Source organism: Pseudomonas sp. Marseille-P9899 (assembly GCF_903166565.1).
In the GTDB taxonomy this organism is placed as follows: Bacteria; Pseudomonadota; Gammaproteobacteria; order Pseudomonadales; family Pseudomonadaceae; genus Aquipseudomonas; species Aquipseudomonas huaxiensis.
In genome coordinates, this window is the sequence record NZ_CAESCG010000001.1 from 283,498 (window position 1) to 300,249 (window position 16,752).

Consider the following 16,752-nt stretch of genomic DNA (forward strand, 5'->3'; position numbering starts at 1 on the left):
CTTTTTTCGTATCGACTTTAGCGGGCGCGGTAGGTGATGCGGCCTTTGCTGAGGTCGTAAGGCGTCAGCTCGACGCGGACCTTGTCACCAGTAAGGATACGAATGTAGTTCTTGCGCATCTTTCCGGAGATGTGCGCGGTTACGACGTGCCCGTTTTCCAACTCCACGCGGAACATGGTGTTGGGCAGGGTGTCGACGACAGTGCCTTCCATTTCGAAGCTGTCTTCTTTCGACATGCAGTAAAGCCCTCGGTGTTCAGTTATGGCCCGGCACAGAAGTACCCAGCTACAAAAAGTGGCGTGCATTGTGCCCGAAAAATGGAGGTCAAGCCAAGGTTTTCAGTTCAGGGTGACCCAGCGCTGGTTGATCAGCAGTTCAATAGGTCGGTATTGGGTCTTGTAGTTCATTTTTTTGCAGTTCTTGATCCAGTAGCCAAGGTAAACGGCATCGAGACCAAGGCGCAGGGTTTCGCCGATCTGCCACAGGATGGCATAACGGCCGAGGCTGCGGCGTTCTTCTGTAGGTTCGTAGAAGGTGTAGACCGCCGAAAGTCCGTTGGGCAGCAGGTCGGTCACCGCGATAGCGACCAGTTTGCCGTCCAGGCGGAACTCGTAGAAACGGGAGAATGGCAGGTCCCGGACCAGGAAGGTCGAGAACTGGTCGCGACTGGGAGGGTACATGTCACCGTCAGCATGGCGCTGCTCGATGTAGCGTCGATAGAGGTCGAAGTACTCTTCGTTGAACGAAGGGCGGGCGGGGCTCACCACCAGGTCGGCGTTGCGCTTGATGATGCGTTTCTGCTGGCGATTGGGGGTAAAGCGGGCAGCCGGGATACGTGCCGGTACGCAGGCATTGCAATTCTGGCAATGGGGCCGGTACAGGTGGTCGCCGCTGCGGCGAAAGCCCATTTCCGACAGGTCCGCGTAGACGTTGGCGTCCATCGGCTGGCTCGGATCGAGAAACAGCGTGGTGGCTTGCTCGTCAGGCAGGTAGCTGCAGGCATGGGGTTGAGTGGCATAGAACTTCAACCGCGCCAACTCAGTCATGATCAACCCCTCGGCAGGTGTTTTTTCTAAGTGTAAGCCAGCTCTGAAAACTCGCCTAGCAAACGGCTCGCTGGCAGATCCAGGTGGCGCGATTGAGCTGGTCCAGGTACTGGCGCAGGTAATCGGCGAAGGTCGCACGGGCGATGGCGCGTGCGCCAAGGCTGTGCAGGTGCTCGGTCGGCATCTGGCAGTCGATGAGGACGAAACCCGCCTCGCGCAGGTGCTCGACCAGTGTCACGAAACCGACCTTGGAGGCGTTGTCGGCCCGGCTGAACATGGATTCGCCAAAAAACAGCCGGCCCATCGCCAGGCCATAGAGCCCGCCCACCAGTTCGCCGCCCTGGCGCACCTCCACGGAGTGCGCGAGGCCCTGGCGATGCAGCTCGACATAGGCCGCCTGCATGTTGTCGGTGATCCAGGTGCCGTCGGCGTAGCTGCGCGGCGCGGCGCAGGCCTGGATCACTGCGCTGAAGTCCTGATCGAAACTGACCTCATAGCGCGCCTGGCGCATGAACTTGCGCAGCGAGCGAGATACGTGCAACTCGTCGGGAAACAGCACGGTGCGCGGGTCCGGCGACCACCAGAGGATCGGCTGGCCATCCTGATACCAGGGAAAGCAGCCGTGGCGATAGGCTTGCACCAGGCGTTCGGGGCGCAGGTCGCCGCCGGCGGCGAGCAGGCCGTTGGGTTCCCGCAGGGCTTTTTCCAGAGGAGGGAAGTCCAAGGTGTTACGGTTGAGCCAGGTCAGCATCGTGATTCGGTCGCGCCGCCGAGGGAAGGGGAGGGCGCCCAGCATGACCCGAAAAAGCTCTGCGGGACAAGCCTGCCGGCGCCTTCTCGAACAAGCACGGTAGAGGCTTTTGCCCCGTGCAACTGATGGCGAATTGCTTCTTGCGCAACTTAACCAGGGGGCAGTTGTCCCAACTACGCAAAAACCCCGCATAAGCCTTTGTCACAAAAGAAAATGCGTGCTCAAATTGTTGCATGGGAAATTGACCCGCCTGACTATTCGATCCGCCGAGCCGCGATAGCGATAGGTCGGCAGTAATGTTAAAAGTAGTGATTTGTTGACCGCGCCCGTTGGTCAATCACGGTTGGACGCGCAAAAAGCGCAGGAATAGACCAGTTTTGAAGAAACCCACAGCAACACCCAACCCCGAGCCGCTCTGGCGCCAGCAGTTGCATTACAGGCTCAAGGAAGGTGCCCTGATTGCCATGGGCGCCTTGTGCCTTTACCTGTGGATGGCTTTGCTGACCTACGACCAGGCCGACCCGGGCTTCAGCCATACCAGCAACGTCGATCAGGTGCAGAACGCCGCAGGCCGTGCAGGCGCCTTCTTTGCCGACGTCCTGTTCATGGTGCTGGGTTATTTCGCCTACATCTTCCCGCTGCTGCTGGCGATCAAGACCTGGCAGATCTTCCGCGAGCGCCACCAGCCCTGGCAGTGGAGCGGCTGGCTGTTCTCCTGGCGGCTGATCGGCCTGGTGTTCCTGGTGCTGTCCGGCGCCGCGCTGGCGCACATTCATTTCCATTCCGCACCCAGCCTGCCGGCCTCGGCGGGCGGCGCGCTGGGCGAAAGCCTCGGTGACCTGGCCAAGAACGCGCTGAACGTGCAGGGCAGCACCCTGATGTTCATCGCCCTGTTCCTGTTCGGCTTGACGGTGTTCACCGACCTGTCGTGGTTCAAGGTGATGGACATCACCGGCAAGATCACCCTCGATCTCTTCGAATTGATCCAGGGCGCCGCCAATCGCTGGTGGACCGCGCGCAACGAGCGCAAGCAACTGGTTGCGCAACTGCGCGAGGTCGACGAGCAGGTCCATGACGTGGTTGCCCCCACCGTCCCCGATCGCCGCGAGCAGGTAAAGGCCCGCGAACGCATCATCGAGCGCGATCAGGCCCTTACCAAGCATGTGGCCGAGCGCGAGCAGAAAGCCCCGCCAATCATCATGCCGGCCGCAGCTCCGGCGCCGGAACCGAGCAAGCGCGTGCAGAAAGAGAAGCAGGCGCCGTTGTTCGTCGACAGCGCCGTGGAAGGCACGCTACCGCCGATCTCCATTCTCGATCCCGCCGAGAAGAAGCAGGTCAACCGCTCGCCCGAATCCCTGGCGGCCGTCGGTCATCTGCTGGAAATCAAGTTGAAGGAATTCGGTGTGGAAGTCTCGGTGGATTCGATCCATCCGGGGCCGGTGATCACCCGTTACGAAATCCAGCCGGCGGCCGGGGTCAAGGTCAGCCGTATTGCCAACCTGGCCAAGGACCTTGCGCGCTCGCTGGCGGTAACCAGTGTGCGGGTGGTCGAGGTGATTCCCGGCAAGACCACCGTCGGTATCGAAATACCCAACGAAGACCGGCAGATCGTGCGCTTCTCCGAAGTGCTGTCGTCGCCGCAGTACGACGAGGCCAAGTCGCCGGTCACCATGGCCCTGGGGCACGACATCGGCGGCAAGCCGGTGATCACTGACCTGGCGAAGATGCCGCACCTGCTGGTGGCCGGTACCACCGGTTCCGGTAAGTCGGTCGGTGTGAACGCGATGATCCTGTCGATCCTGTTCAAGTCGGGCCCGGAAGACGCCAAGCTGATCATGATCGACCCGAAGATGCTCGAACTGTCGATCTACGAAGGCATTCCGCACCTGCTGTGCCCGGTAGTCACCGACATGAAGGACGCCGCCAACGCCCTGCGCTGGAGCGTTGCCGAGATGGAGCGTCGCTACAAGCTGATGGCGGCCATGGGCGTGCGTAACCTTGCGGGCTTCAACCGCAAGGTGAAGGACGCCGAGGAAGCCGGCGAGCCGATCTACGACCCGATGTTCCGCCGCGAGAGCATGGACGACGTGCCGCCGCTGCTGAAGACGCTGCCGACCATCGTGGTGGTGGTGGACGAGTTCGCCGACATGATGATGATCGTCGGCAAGAAGGTCGAAGAGCTGATCGCCCGGATCGCACAGAAGGCGCGTGCTGCTGGTATCCACCTGATTCTCGCGACCCAGCGGCCCTCGGTGGACGTGATCACCGGTCTGATCAAGGCCAACATCCCGACCCGCATGGCGTTCCAGGTCTCCAGCAAGATCGACTCGCGGACCATCATCGACCAGGGTGGCGCCGAGCAACTGCTCGGTCACGGCGACATGCTCTACATGCCGCCTGGCACCAGCCTGCCGATCCGCGTGCACGGCGCCTTCGTCTCCGACGACGAGGTGCATCGCGTGGTTGAAGCCTGGAAGCTGCGTGGCGCGCCGGACTACAACGAAGACATTCTCAGCGGCGTCGAAGAGGCCGGCAGCGGCTTCGATGGCGGCGGCGGTGGCGATGGCGGCGACGACGCCGAGACCGATGCGCTCTACGACGAAGCCGTGCAGTTCGTTCTGGAGAGCCGCCGCGCGTCGATTTCCGCAGTACAGCGCAAGCTGAAGATCGGCTACAACCGCGCCGCGCGGATGATCGAGGCGATGGAAATGGCCGGTGTGGTCACCGCCATGAACACTAACGGCTCACGTGAAGTCCTCGCACCGGGACCTTCGCGGGACTGATACCCCATTCAGCCGGCGGGCAGCGATGCCCGCCGGTTCATTCATTCTGCAACGAGGATTGCCATGCGCCTGATTCGCATGATGTTGGTTTCCGCTTTGAGCCTGTCCAGCGTTTCGGCCTTTGCCGCCGAGGCGGATGTGGCGCGCCTGAGCCAGTTGTTGAACAACTCGAAGACCATCGAAGCCCGTTTCTCCCAGTTGACTCTCGACGCCAGCGGTACCCGGTTGCAGGAAACCGCCGGGCAGATGGTGGTCCAGCGTCCGGGCCTGTTCTACTGGCACACCGACGCGCCGCAGGAGCAGGTGGTGGTGTCCGATGGCAAGAACGTTACCCTGTGGGACCCGGACCTGGAGCAGGCCACCATCAAGAAACTGGACGAGCGCCTGACCCAGACCCCGGCCTTGCTGCTCTCCGGTGATATTTCCAAGATCAGCCAGAGCTTCGATATCACCTCGAAGGAGCAGGGCGAGGTCATGGATTTCACCCTCAAGCCGAAAACCAAGGACAGCCTGTTCGATTCCCTGCGCCTGTCCTTCCGCCGCGGCCTGGTGAATGACATGCAACTGGTCGACACCACCGGCTCGCGCACCAATATCCTGTTCAACGGCGTCAAGGCCAACGAGCCGGTGCCAGCCAGCAAGTTCAAGTTCGACATTCCCGCTGGCGCGGATGTGATCAAAGAGTAAGAGGTCGTACAGCCGTCCATGGACCTGTTTCGCAGTGAACCGGTATCCCAGCCCTTGGCCGCGCGCATGCGCGCGCTCAATCTGGATGAATACGTCGGTCAGCAGCACCTGCTGGCGCGCGGCAAGCCGCTGCGCGAGGCGCTGGAGCAGGGCGCGCTGCATTCGATGATTTTCTGGGGCCCGCCCGGCGTCGGCAAGACGACCCTGGCGCGGCTGCTGGCGCAGTTCTGCGACGCGCATTTCGAAACGGTGTCGGCGGTCCTCGCCGGGGTCAAGGAAATTCGCCATGCGGTGGAAATCGCCAAGCAGCAGGCGGCCCAGTACGGGCGCCGGACCATCCTCTTCGTCGATGAAGTGCACCGTTTCAACAAGTCCCAGCAGGATGCGTTCCTGCCCTATGTTGAAGATGGCACGCTGATTTTCATCGGCGCGACCACCGAAAACCCGTCCTTCGAGCTGAACAACGCGCTGCTGTCGCGGGCACGGGTGTATGTGCTCAAAAGCCTCGATGAAGAAGCCCTGCGCCGTCTGGCGCAGCGTGCGCTGACCGAGGAGCGCGGATTGGGCAAGCGCAACCTGAGCCTCGGCGATGAGGCGTTCAAGATGCTCCTGGCCGCCGCCGATGGTGATGGCCGGCGCCTGCTCAACTTCCTTGAAAACGCCTCGGATCTGGCCGAAGACGGCGGCGAGATTGGCGTCGATCTGCTGCAGAGCCTGCTGGGTGACAGCCGTCGGCGTTTCGACAAGGGCGGCGAAGCGTTCTATGACCAGATTTCGGCCTTGCACAAATCCATCCGCGGCTCCAACCCGGATGCCGCACTGTACTGGTTTGCGCGGATGCTCGACGGCGGCTGCGACCCGCTGTACTTGGCCCGGCGCGTGGTGCGCATGGCCAGCGAAGATATCGGCAACGCCGACCCGCGTGCCCTGAGCCTGTGCCTGTCGGCCTGGGACGTGCAAGAGCGGCTCGGCAGCCCGGAAGGCGAGCTGGCGGTGGCCCAGGCCATCACCTATCTCGCCTGCGCGCCGAAGAGCAACGCCGTGTACATGGGCTTCAAGACCGCGCTGCGCGAAGCCGCCGAGCACGGTTCGCTGGAAGTGCCGCTGCACTTGCGCAACGCCCCGACCAAGCTGATGAAACAACTGGGCTATGGCGAGGAATACCGCTACGCCCATGACGAGCCGGACGCCTATGCCGCCGGCGAAGACTATTTCCCCGATGAACTCGAACCTCGCCAGTATTACCAGCCGGTCCCGCGGGGCCTGGAACTGAAGATCGGCGAGAAGCTCAAGCACCTCGCCGAGCTGGACCGGACCAGTCCACGGCAGCGGAGAAAACCGTGATTGCACTGATTGCCTCCGTGAGCATCGCCGGCGTGGCCGGCACTTTGCTGCGCTTTGCCACCGGCAACTGGGTCAACGCCCACTGGCCACGGCACTTCTATCTCGCTACGCTGGCGGTCAATCTGGTGGGCTGCCTGATCATCGGCGTACTCTATGGCCTGTTTCTGACCCGGCCCGGCGTGCCGATCGAGGTCCGTGCGGGGCTTATCGTCGGTTTTGTCGGCGGCCTGACCACCTTTTCATCCTTTTCACTGGACACACTGCGCCTGCTCGAAAGCGGGCAGGCGCCGTTGGCTTTCGGCTATGCCGCGGCCAGCGTGCTGGGCGGGCTGCTCGCGACATGGGCCGGCCTGGCATTGACCCGAATCTGAACCACACCTACATAACGAGAGAACGATATGCTCGATTCCAAACTGTTACGCGGCCAACTTCAGGAAGTGGCGGACCGCCTGGCCTCCCGTGGCTTCAGCCTGGATGTCGCGCGCATCGAGTCCCTGGAAGAGCGCCGCAAGACGGTGCAGACCCGGACCGAACAGCTGCAGGCCGAGCGTAACGCCCGTTCCAAGTCCATCGGCCAGGCCAAGGCCAAGGGCGAAGACATCGCGCCGCTGATGGCGGACGTCGAGCGCATGGCGGGCGAGCTGGCCGCCGGCAAGGTCGAGCTGGACGCGATCCAGTCCGAGTTGGACCAGATCCTGCTGACCCTGCCCAACCTGCCGGACGCCAGCGTCCCGGTGGGCGCGGATGAAGACGGCAACGTCGAAGTGCGCCGCTGGGGCACCCCGCGCGCGTTCGATTTCCCGATCCAGGACCACGTCGCCCTCGGCGAGCGCGACGGCTACCTGGACTTCGAGACCGCCGCCAAGCTGTCCGGCGCGCGCTTCGCCCTGCTGCGCGGCCCGATTGCCCGCCTGCACCGCGCCCTCGCGCAGTTCATGATCAACCTGCACATCAACGAGCACGGTTACGAAGAGGCCTACACCCCGTACCTGGTCCAGGCGCCGGCGCTGCAAGGCACCGGCCAGTTGCCGAAGTTCGAGGAAGACCTGTTCAAGATCAGCCGCGAAGGCGAGGCCGATTTCTACCTGATTCCGACCGCCGAAGTGTCGCTGACCAACATCGTCGCTGGCGAAATCGTCGACGCCAAGCAACTGCCGATCAAGTTCGTCGCCCACACCCCGTGCTTCCGCAGCGAAGCCGGCGCGTCGGGCCGTGATACCCGCGGCATGATCCGCCAGCACCAGTTCGACAAGGTCGAGATGGTCCAGATCGTCGAGCCGAGCACGTCGATGGAAGCGCTGGAAGGCCTGACCCGCAACGCCGAGCGCGTGCTGCAGGCGCTGGAGCTGCCGTACCGCGTGCTGGCGCTGTGCACCGGCGACATGGGCTTCAGTGCGGTGAAGACCTACGACCTGGAAGTCTGGGTGCCGAGCCAGGACAAGTACCGCGAGATTTCCTCGTGCTCCAACTGCGGTGATTTCCAGGCGCGCCGCATGCAGGCGCGCTGGCGCAACCCGGAAACCGGCAAGCCGGAGCTGGTCCACACCCTCAACGGTTCGGGCCTGGCGGTTGGCCGTACCCTGGTCGCGGTGCTGGAGAACTACCAGCAGGCCGACGGCACCATCCGTGTGCCAGACGTCCTCAAGCCGTACATGGGTGGCCTCGAGGTCATCGGCTAAATGGAGTTTTTGCCGCTGTTCCACAATTTGCGTGGCAGCCAGGTGCTGGTGGTGGGTGGCGGCGAGATTGCCTTGCGCAAATCTCGCCTGCTGGCCGATGCCGGCGCCAGGCTGCGCGTGGTCGCGCCCGAGATCGAAGGGCAACTGGCCGAGCTTGCTCGGCACAGTGGAGGCCAGACCCTGGACCGCGGCTATCAGGAAAGCGATCTGGATGACTGCCAACTGATCATCGCCGCCACCGACGACCCGGCGCTCAACGCCCAGGTTTCGGCGGATGCGCGGCGGCGCTGCGTACCGGTCAACGTGGTGGACGCGCCGGCACTGTGCTCGGTGATCTTCCCGGCCATCGTCGACCGTTCGCCGCTGGTGGTCGCAGTGTCCAGTGGCGGCGACGCCCCGGTGCTGGCGCGGTTGATCCGCGCCCGTCTGGAGACCTGGATTCCAGCTGCCTACGGTGAGCTTGCCGGTCTGGCCGCGCGTTTTCGCGAGCGGGTCAAGGGGCTCTACCCGGACGTCAATCAGCGTCGCGGTTTCTGGGAAGAAGTGTTCCAGGGTCCGATCGCCGAGCGGCAACTGGCCGGGCAGGGCGCCGAAGCCGAACGCCTGTTGCAGGCCAAGGTGGATGGCGCTACCCAGCAGAATGCTGGCGAGGTCTATCTGGTCGGCGCCGGTCCCGGTGATCCGGACCTGCTGACCTTCCGCGCACTACGCCTGATGCAACAAGCTGATGTGGTGCTGTACGACCGTCTGGTCGCTCCGGCGATCATCGAGATGTGCCGACGTGATGCCGAGCGTATCTATGTCGGCAAGCGCCGCTCCGATCACTCCGTACCGCAGGATCAGATCAACCAGCAACTGGTGGACCTGGCCCGTCAGGGCAAGCGGGTGCTGCGCTTGAAAGGCGGCGACCCGTTCATCTTCGGTCGCGGAGGCGAGGAAATCGAGGAGTTGGCGGAGCAGGGCATTCCGTTCCAGGTGGTGCCCGGGATCACGGCGGCCAGTGGTTGCTCGGCGTATGCCGGGATTCCGCTGACCCATCGCGACTACGCCCAGTCGGTGCGGTTCGTGACCGGTCACCTCAAGGACGGCACCAGCAATCTGCCTTGGGATGATCTGGTCGCGCCGGCCCAGACCCTGGTGTTCTACATGGGGCTGGTGGGGTTGCCGACCATCTGCTCCGAGCTGATCCGCCACGGCCGCGCCGCCGATACCCCGGCGGCGTTGGTTCAGCAGGGCACTACCAAGAATCAGCGGGTCTTCACCGGCACCCTGGCCGACCTGCCGCAACTGGTGGCGGAGCATGAGGTTCATGCGCCGACGCTGGTGATCGTGGGAGAGGTGGTGCAGTTGCGGGACAAGCTGAAGTGGTTTGAAGGGGCTCAGGGCTAGTTCGCCTTGCAGTCCATCGCCATCGCGAGCAAGCTCGCTCCTACAGGGTCATGAGGCTTTGTAGGAGCGAGCTTGCTCGCGAAGCAGCCCCCAAACTCATTTAGATACCAGCCTTTTCCCAGATCCCCCGCCCAACCAGCCTTTCCCGATCATGCGCCCGCCCGAAGTCCTGCAGCGGCCCCTTGGGCACGATGCCGTTCGGGTTAATCGTCTTGTGGCTCATGTAGTAGTGGCGCTGGATATGCTCCATATCCACCGTCTCGGCCACGCCCGGCCATTGATACAGCTCTCGCAGCCAGTTGCTCAGGTTCGGATAATCCTCGATGCGCCGCAGGTTGCACTTGAAGTGGCCGTGGTACACCGCGTCGAAGCGGACGATGGTGGTGAACAGGCGCACATCGGCCTCGGTCAGGTATTCCCCGGCCAGGTAACGCTGGCCGTCCAATAGCTGCTCCAGCGCATCCAGTTCCGCGAACAGTGCATCGAACGCCTCTTCGTAAGCCGCTTGCGAGGTGGCGAAGCCTGCGCGGTAGACGCCGTTGTTCACTGCCGGATAGATGCGCTCGTTGAGGGCGTCGATCTTCGCCCGCAGCGGCTCGGGATAGAGGTCCAGGCGGTTGCCGGTCAGTTCATCGAAATCGCTGTTGAAGATGCGGATGATCTGCGACGACTCGTTGTTGACGATGCGCTGTTCCTGCTTGTCCCACAGCACCGGTACGGTGACGCGGCCGGTGTAGTTCGGGTCGTCGCGGGTATAGCGCTGGTGCAGGAAGTCGAGGCCGTCGAGTTTGTCGCCGGTGGAGCCCTGGCTCTTGTCGAAGGTCCAGCCCTGTTCGCCCATCAGCCAACTGACCACGGACACGTCGATCAGGCTTTCCAGGCCCTTGAGCTTGCGCAGGATCAGGGTGCGATGGGCCCACGGGCAGGCCAGCGACACGTAGAGGTGATAACGCCCGGCCTCAGGGGCGGGCAGGGCATTGCGGCGTTGGGCGTTTTCGCGCTCGAAGGCGCCGTCCTTGCTGCTTTTGTACCACTGGTCGTGCCAGCGTCCATCGATCAACAGGCCCATGAGGGGGCTCCTTGGCAATTCGTATAGAAGTTGGAGCCCAGTCTACGGACTTCAGTTCGAACAAATAGCGCAAAGATCCCGGGTTTTTGATCGATGGATTCGATGGGTCGTTATCAGGCCAGGCGCGTTGCCCAGTATTCACGGGCTTTGGCGAAGGCGTCGTCCCGGCTGTAGCCCAGGCCACGCAGGGCCAGGGCCATGGTCGCGACCACCGCCATCTCGCCATAACTGTCGCTGGCCTCACCACACCAGACCCGAAGCAGATGATCCGGCTCCAGGCTGGCCGGCTTCACATGACGCTGCTCCGACATCTGCGGCCATTCCTCGTCCCAGTCCGCGCCGTCGGCGGTGCCGTAGAGATGGCTGGTGGCATCCGGGTTGATCTCGATCTCGCCGCCATCGCCCTTGACCACAATGGCGCGATCACCGAGCAGGCGGCTGGCTTCGCGGTGCACCGCCTGGTAACCGGGATGGAAGATGCTTTGCAGGCCGCAGCGCGCAGCCAGCGGATTGAGTACCCGGGCCAGGGAGTGGATCGGCGAGCGCAGGCCGAGGGTGTTGCGCAGGTCGATCATGCGTTGCAGGCCCGGCGCCCAGTCCTGCAGCGGGAAGAAGGCGAGGTTGTGCTGTTCAAGGGCCGTCTCGACTTCGCGCCAGTTGCGGCACAACGGAATACCGACCAGATCCAGCACCTGCTCGGTATACAGGCGCCCGGCGGTATGTGCGCCGCCGCCGTGCATCAGAATGCGCACGTCATTGATCGCCAGGCAGCGCGCTGCCAGCAGGTACCAGGGCAGGTGACGCTTCTTGCCGGCGTAGCTTGGCCAGTCGATATCGACGGCAATGGCCGGGGCGTTCAGGCGCTGGCGCAGGGCTTCGGTGAAGCCGGCCAGTTCTTCCGGGCTTTCTTCCTTGTGCCGCAGCAGCATCAGGAAGGCGCCGAGCTGGGTGTCCTCGACCTTGCCGTCGAGCAGCAGGCCCATGGCCTCGCGGGCTTCCTCGCGGGTCAGGCCGCGGGCGCCGCGCTTGCCCTTGCCGAGGATGCGCACGAACTGGGCGAAGGGATGTTCTTCCGGGGTTTCGGTGACGAGCGGGAGTGGCGAATTCATATGCAATTGGTCGGCTTGGGCAGGCCCGCCAGCTTGGCGGCGAGTTTGGCGGGAGTGCCGTTGAACAGGCGGTTGAGGTGCAGGCTGTTGCCTTTTTCCGCGCCGAGCTTGAGGGCGGTGTACTTGATCAGCGGGCGGGTCGCCGGCGACAGCTCGAACTCCTGGTAGAACTGGCGCAGCAGCGTCAGCACTTCCCAGTGATCTGCGCTCAGTTCCAGCGACTCGCGGGCGGCCAGGGCCTGGGCGACGTCCTCGGACCAGTCGCTCAGCTCGAGCAGATAGCCGTCCTTGTCCAGGGCGATGTCGCGGCCGTTGACGGTAAGGGTGCTCATAGCCAGCTATTGACCTTGTCGTAGTTCAAAGACAGCGCCACAAAACCCGGGTAGTCGACGGCGGTGGCCGGGCTCTCGGTGATGGCGCGGGCCTGCAGGTCTTCTTCGAGGACGTAGAGGCGCGGGCCGAGAGTACGCAACCCCTCAAGCGGCGCGCTGCCGGGTTGCAGCGCGTAGACCGCGTCGCCGCACAGCAGCAGGCCATCGTGGGGGCCGAGCAGGCGCAGGCAACTGTAGAGACGGTTGTCGCTGAAGGGCGAATGGGAAATGACGTGCAAGGTGCTCATCAGAGGGTTACCACCTGGTCAAAACGGTCGATCAGCGCGGCGAGGGCCATGTCATCCAGCACTTCCACCGGCAGGCTCAGGCCCTCGGCGGACAGGCCGCGCTCGCGCAGGCTGCTGGCGGCGGCGAACAGTTCCTCGACGCCGAACATCGGCAGCGCCTGGAGATTGGCCGCGAGGTTCTTCTGTTGCAGCACCGCGGGCTGTTGAGCGGCGGCGAGCTGGAACACACCGTCATCGAGAAACAGCATGCCCAGCGGCAGGTCGAAGGCACCGCCAGCCAGGGCGATATCCAGCGCTTCGCGGGCCGATGGGCCGCTCCACGGCGCCTGGCGGCTGATGATCAGCAGCGACTTGGCCATTTCAATCACCTCCGAAGCAGACCAGGCGGTCGGCGGTTTGCGCGGCTTCGTGCAACTGGCCCAGGCCAGACAATTCCCAGGGCGCCGGCAGGTTCACCGCCGGGCGCTGGTAGCGCTTGGCTTCTTCTTCATTGAGCACGCCGCGACGCAGGGCGGCGGCGATGCAGACCACGGCGTCGAGCTGATGGTCACTGACAAAGGCGCGCCACTGCGCGGGAATATCAGCTTCGTCCTGGGGCGTGACGACGTTGGCCGAGGCGCTGTGCACGCCGTCCTGGTAGAAGAACAACCGGACAATCTCGTGCCCGCCGGCCAGGGCCGCCTGGGCGAAGAGCAGGGCCCGGCGCGAGGAGGGCGCGTGGCCTGGGGAAAAAACTGCGATGGCGAACTTCATGGCAGGCTCTGTGGGAAAAAACTGCGGGAATGATAAAACAAAAAGCCCGCAGCAGGCTGCGGGCTTTGGCGGGGCAGACGCGGGCGTCAGTCTTCGCGGCGGGCTTCCGGCAGGAACCAGTTCAGCACCAGGGCGCAGATACCACCGGTGGCGACACCGGATTCCAGCACGTTGCGCAGCGCCGACGGCATGTGCGCGAGGAACTCCGGCACCTGCGCCACGCCCAGGCCCAGCGCCAGGGACACGGCAATGATCAGCAGGGCGCGACGGTCGAGGCTGGTGCTGGCGAGGATATTGATACCCGAGGCCGCGACCGCGCCGAACATCACCATGGCAGCGCCGCCGAGCACGGGCTCCGGCACGGCCTGGATCACCCCGGCGACGGCCGGGAACAGGCCCAGCACCACCAGCATCAGGGCAATCCACACACCGATATGGCGGCTGGCGATGCCGGTGAGCTGAATCACGCCGTTGTTCTGCGCGAAGATCGAGCTCGGGAAGGTGTTGAACACGCCCGCCAGCAGCGAGTTGGCGCCGTTGACCAGCACGCCGCCCTTGATCCGCTGCATCCACAGCGGGCCCTCCACCGGCTGGCGCGAGACCTTGCTGGTGGCGGTGACGTCACCGATGGCTTCCAGCGAGGTGACCAGGTAGATCACCAGCATCGGGATAAACAGCGCCCAGGAGAAGCCGAGGCCGAAGTGCAGCGGGACCGGCACCTGGAACAGCGCCGCTTCGTGCATGCCGGTGAAGTCCAGACGGCCCATGTAGCCGGCCAGCGCATAGCCGACCGCCAGGGCGATGACGATGGCGCAACTGCGCATCCACACCAGCGGAATACGGTTGAGCACGACGATGATCGCCAGCACCACGCCGGACAGCAGCAGGTTCTCGCCATTGGCGAAGGTGCCGTTGCCCATCGCGGCGAAACCGCCGCCCATGCTGATCAGGCCGACCTTGATCAGGGTCAGGCCGATCATCAGCACGACGATGCCTGTCACCAGCGGGGTGATCAGGCGTTTGACGAACGGCAGGATGCGCGAGATGCCCATCTCCACGAACGAACCGGCGATGACCACGCCGAAGATCGCCGCCATCACCGCTTCCACCGGCGTGCCTTGCTTGACCATCAACGCACCGCCCGCGATCAGCGGGCCGACGAAGTTGAAGCTGGTGCCCTGGACAATCAGCAGCCCGGCGCCGAACGGCCCGAAGCGACGGCACTGGACGAAGGTGGCGATGCCGGAGATCACCAGCGACATGGACACGATCAGGTTGGTATCGCGGGCCGACACGCCCAGCGCCTGACAAATCAGCAGCCCCGGGGTGACGATCGGCACGATGATCGCCAGCAGGTGCTGCAACGCGGCCAGCAGGCCGATCAACAGGCGTGGCCGGTCTTCCAGGCCAAGCACCAGTTCATTGGCCTGCGCCGGTGCGCCGGGACCTTGTTCGATTGAGCTCATGGACGTTCTGCCCCAGGAAAAAAGGAGCGCATTCTACGGGCGCAGCGCGGTTTGGGGTAGTGCTGTCGGGACTACGCGGCACCACAACCACGCACCCCGCACCAGCATGCAGCAACGCGAGCGCCTTCGCGGCCGCCCATTTTCCTTCAAACCCATGCCCCACAAGCCCTGGCGCCACTTGGCCCGACCCTTGCTCCAGCCGAATCCAAACTTGGATACAAGATGGAGTACCCCCATGCAATCCCTTCCTCTGCGGACCCTCGGCTGGACTCTCGTTGACTGGCAGGATGCCTACACAAGCGGCGACCTGACCCCGGACTATCTCTTCGAACTGCTGCAACAGTTCCCCGACAGCGACCCGGCGTGGATCACCCGGGTTTCGCCGGAGCAGTTGAGTGCGCGCCTCGCCGGCCTGGCTGCGCAGCGGGCGGCAGTGGACGGTGATCTGGCCAAGCTGCCGCTGTATGGCGTGCCGTTCGCGGTCAAGGACAACATCGATGCCGCCGGCTGGCCGACCACCGCCGCGTGCCCCGAGTTCGCCTATGTCGCCGCCGAGGACGCGACGGTGGTTGCCCGTCTGCAAGCGGCCGGCGCGGTATTGCTGGGCAAGACCAACCTGGACCAGTTCGCCACCGGCCTGGTGGGCACTCGCTCGCCCTACGGTGCGGTTCCCAACAGCTTCGATCCGGCCTACGTCAGCGGCGGCTCCAGCTCCGGTTCGGCGTCGGTGGTGGCGCGCGGGCTGGTGGCGTTCTCGCTGGGCACCGACACCGCAGGCTCGGGCCGGGTGCCGGCCGGCTTCAACAATATCGTCGGTCTTAAGCCAACCAAGGGCCTGCTGTCCAACAAAGGTCTGGTGCCGGCTTGCCGCACCCTGGACTGCATCTCGATCTTCGCCCTGACCGTGGCCGACGCCGAACGGGTGCTCACCCTCGCCGGTGGCTATGACGCGGGTGATGCCTATTCCCGGCGCAACCCTGTCACTGCGCCAGTGGCGATCGGTTCTAAGCCACGTCTGGCGGTGCCGGACAGCCTGGAATTCTTCGGCGACCACGGCAACGAGGCGGTCTACCAGCAGTCGCTGGAGCGTCTGCGCGAACTCGGCGCGGAGCTGGTGACCGTTGATTTCGCGCCGTTCCGCGAACTGGCCAGCCAGCTTTATCAAGGCCCTTGGGTCGCGGAGCGCACGGTGGCGGTGTCGGCGATGCTGGCGGCGGCGCCTGAGGCGATCAACCCGGTGGTGCGCGGCATTGTCGAGAACGGCCTGGGCTTCAGCGCCTGCGATACCTTCCGCGCCGAATACGCACGGGCCGAACTGAGCCGCGCCATTGAACTGGCCCTTGAAGGCTTCGATGCGCTGGTGGTGCCGACCTCGCCAACCCTGCGCACGCTGGACGAGATGCAGGCCGAGCCGGTGCTGTTCAACAGCCAGTTCGGCACTTACACCAATTTCACCAACCTCGCTGATCTCAGCGCTCTGGCGCTGCCCGCCGGCCTGCGCAACGACGGCTTGCCGGCTGGCATCACCCTGATCGCCCCGGCCTGGCACGACCACGCCCTGGCCTCACTGGGCAAGCGCTGGCAACAGGCGCTGGCGTTGCCGCTCGGCGCCACCGGTCGTGCCTTGCCGCCCGCTGCGCCGGTGATGCCGGCGCCGGGTTGCGTGCGCCTGGCGGTGGTGGGCGCGCACCTCACTGGCATGCCGCTGAACTTCCAGTTGCTGACCCGCGACGCGGTGCTGGTGGAACAGACCCTGACCAGCGCCGACTACCGCCTCTACGCGCTGCCCGGCACCGTGCCGCCCAAGCCGGGCTTGGCGCGCAGCGCCGATGGCAGCGGCAGTTCGATCATCGTCGAGGTCTGGGATATTCCGCTGGCGCGCTTCGGCGAGTTCGTCGCGGAGATTCCACTACCCTTGGGCATCGGCAATGTGCAGCTGAACGACGGTCGCTGGGTGAAAGGATTCATCTGCGAAGCCTGGGCGCTGGAAAGCGCCGAGGACATCACTGCCTTTGCCGGATGGCGCGCTTTTGTCGCCAGCCGCAAACCCGCTTAAG

17 protein-coding genes are annotated in these 16,752 nt (G+C 64.3%); 7 read left to right on the forward strand and 10 right to left on the reverse strand.

Translation table 11 applies throughout. The annotated features are described in order from the left end of the window. Positions 1–17 precede the first annotated feature (17 nt). The 3 genes from infA to aat all read right to left on the reverse strand — a co-directional run bounded on the left by infA (position 18) and on the right by aat (position 1,797). Positions 18–236, reverse strand: a complete 219-nt coding sequence (infA, locus tag HWV67_RS01340) for a translation initiation factor IF-1 (protein WP_002553999.1) — start codon at positions 234–236, stop codon at positions 18–20. Between the two features lie 102 nt (positions 237–338). Then, complete coding sequence (locus HWV67_RS01345; RefSeq protein WP_110972431.1) at positions 339–1,046, reverse strand: arginyltransferase; 708 nt, start codon at positions 1,044–1,046, stop codon at positions 339–341. A 55-nt stretch (positions 1,047–1,101) separates the two neighbouring features. After that, complete coding sequence (gene aat, locus HWV67_RS01350; protein WP_175649582.1) at positions 1,102–1,797, reverse strand: leucyl/phenylalanyl-tRNA--protein transferase; 696 nt, start codon at positions 1,795–1,797, stop codon at positions 1,102–1,104. A 377-nt stretch (positions 1,798–2,174) separates the two neighbouring features. Between aat and ftsK the strand changes: the two genes are divergently transcribed. The 6 genes from ftsK to cysG all read left to right on the forward strand — a co-directional run bounded on the left by ftsK (position 2,175) and on the right by cysG (position 9,679). Continuing rightward, entirely contained in the window at positions 2,175–4,580 is a 2,406-nt protein-coding gene (ftsK, locus tag HWV67_RS01355; protein WP_175649583.1) for a DNA translocase FtsK, read from the forward strand. A gap of 63 nt (positions 4,581–4,643) precedes the next feature. Beyond that, complete coding sequence (gene lolA / locus HWV67_RS01360) at positions 4,644–5,267, forward strand: outer membrane lipoprotein chaperone LolA (RefSeq protein WP_175649584.1); 624 nt, start codon at positions 4,644–4,646, stop codon at positions 5,265–5,267. Between the two features lie 18 nt (positions 5,268–5,285). Continuing rightward, a complete protein-coding gene (locus tag HWV67_RS01365) occupies positions 5,286–6,611 on the forward strand; it encodes a replication-associated recombination protein A (RefSeq protein ID WP_095157300.1) in 1,326 nt (441 codons plus the stop codon). Continuing rightward, positions 6,608–6,982 carry a fluoride efflux transporter CrcB gene (crcB, locus tag HWV67_RS01370; RefSeq protein ID WP_110972427.1) on the forward strand — a complete coding sequence of 125 codons (375 nt, stop codon included), beginning with the start codon at positions 6,608–6,610 and terminating at the stop codon, positions 6,980–6,982. Before HWV67_RS01365 ends, crcB begins: the two co-directional genes overlap by 4 nt. Before the next feature lie 27 nt (positions 6,983–7,009). Next, a complete protein-coding gene (gene serS / locus HWV67_RS01375; protein WP_110972426.1) occupies positions 7,010–8,290 on the forward strand; it encodes a serine--tRNA ligase in 1,281 nt (426 codons plus the stop codon). Then, the gene (gene cysG / locus HWV67_RS01380; protein ID WP_175649585.1) at positions 8,291–9,679 is read left to right on the forward strand and encodes a siroheme synthase CysG; all 1,389 of its coding nucleotides are present in this window, start codon (positions 8,291–8,293) and stop codon (positions 9,677–9,679) included. Positions 9,680–9,779: 100 nt separating this feature from the next. On the opposite strand, the gene HWV67_RS01385 is transcribed toward cysG, so the two are convergent. The 7 genes from HWV67_RS01385 to HWV67_RS01415 form a co-directional block, all read right to left on the reverse strand. Beyond that, a complete protein-coding gene (locus tag HWV67_RS01385) occupies positions 9,780–10,748 on the reverse strand; it encodes a glutathione S-transferase family protein (RefSeq protein ID WP_175649586.1) in 969 nt (322 codons plus the stop codon). A 113-nt stretch (positions 10,749–10,861) separates the two neighbouring features. Further along, complete coding sequence (locus HWV67_RS01390; RefSeq protein ID WP_175649587.1) at positions 10,862–11,857, reverse strand: glycosyl transferase family protein; 996 nt, start codon at positions 11,855–11,857, stop codon at positions 10,862–10,864. After that, the gene (locus HWV67_RS01395; protein ID WP_175649588.1) at positions 11,854–12,189 is read right to left on the reverse strand and encodes a TusE/DsrC/DsvC family sulfur relay protein; all 336 of its coding nucleotides are present in this window, start codon (positions 12,187–12,189) and stop codon (positions 11,854–11,856) included. Before HWV67_RS01395 ends, HWV67_RS01390 begins: the two co-directional genes overlap by 4 nt. Then, positions 12,186–12,476 carry a sulfurtransferase complex subunit TusB gene (gene tusB, locus HWV67_RS01400; protein WP_175649589.1) on the reverse strand — a complete coding sequence of 97 codons (291 nt, stop codon included), beginning with the start codon at positions 12,474–12,476 and terminating at the stop codon, positions 12,186–12,188. The genes HWV67_RS01395 and tusB overlap by 4 nt, the downstream gene beginning before the upstream one ends. Beyond that, on the reverse strand, positions 12,476–12,835 hold the full coding sequence (gene tusC / locus HWV67_RS01405) for a sulfurtransferase complex subunit TusC (RefSeq protein WP_110972420.1): 360 nt from the start codon (positions 12,833–12,835) through the stop codon (positions 12,476–12,478). Before tusC ends, tusB begins: the two co-directional genes overlap by 1 nt. 1 nt (position 12,836) lies before the next feature. Beyond that, positions 12,837–13,229 carry a sulfurtransferase complex subunit TusD gene (gene tusD, locus HWV67_RS01410; protein WP_175649590.1) on the reverse strand — a complete coding sequence of 131 codons (393 nt, stop codon included), beginning with the start codon at positions 13,227–13,229 and terminating at the stop codon, positions 12,837–12,839. Positions 13,230–13,315: 86 nt separating this feature from the next. Then, positions 13,316–14,695 (reverse strand): nucleobase:cation symporter-2 family protein, encoded by a 1,380-nt coding sequence (locus HWV67_RS01415; RefSeq protein WP_095157320.1) that lies wholly within the window; start codon positions 14,693–14,695, stop codon positions 13,316–13,318. A gap of 235 nt (positions 14,696–14,930) precedes the next feature. Between HWV67_RS01415 and atzF the strand changes: the two genes are divergently transcribed. Further along, the gene (atzF, locus tag HWV67_RS01420; RefSeq protein WP_175649591.1) at positions 14,931–16,751 is read left to right on the forward strand and encodes an allophanate hydrolase; all 1,821 of its coding nucleotides are present in this window, start codon (positions 14,931–14,933) and stop codon (positions 16,749–16,751) included. The last annotated feature ends 1 nt before the right edge of the window (position 16,752 follow it).